Source organism: Treponema sp. R6D11, from assembly GCF_054786075.1.
Genome location: NZ_BDHD01001201.1, coordinates 1 through 360, shown reverse-complemented (window position 1 = coordinate 360; position 360 = coordinate 1). Strand labels below are relative to the sequence as shown.

Here is a 360-nt window from a genome sequence, read left to right as displayed (position 1 = left end):
CTTCGCAGAAGCGGGAAAGATGAACCATTGTTATGGCGCAGGCGGACGACAATTCCAAAACAAAGTCACGGTCGGCTACGGAGTCCATCGTGTTTGTGGAAGGGCGGCTAAAGCCCAAACTTTGAGCCGTTGCTTTGCGATCCAACGGCAGGGTAGAGCCTGCAAGCGCCCCGCTTCCGAGAGGGCACTCGTCCAGTCTGGCGAGAGCGTCCGTAAAGCGGGAAAAGTCCCGTTCTAGTGCGGCGCACCAAGCCGTTATGTGAAAACCAAGCGTTACGGGCTGCGCCCTTTGAAGGTGCGTGTAACCGGGCATTATCGTTGTTATGTGCGATAGTGCCGTGTCAAGCAGGACGTTTGCCG

At 56.7% G+C, this 360-nt stretch carries 1 protein-coding gene; it reads right to left on the bottom strand.

Annotated features, from left to right (window positions below):
- Positions 1 to 360, bottom strand: a 360-nt coding sequence (locus ACYVTD_RS18110; RefSeq protein WP_461248998.1) for a lyase family protein, incomplete at both ends; no start/stop codon positions are given.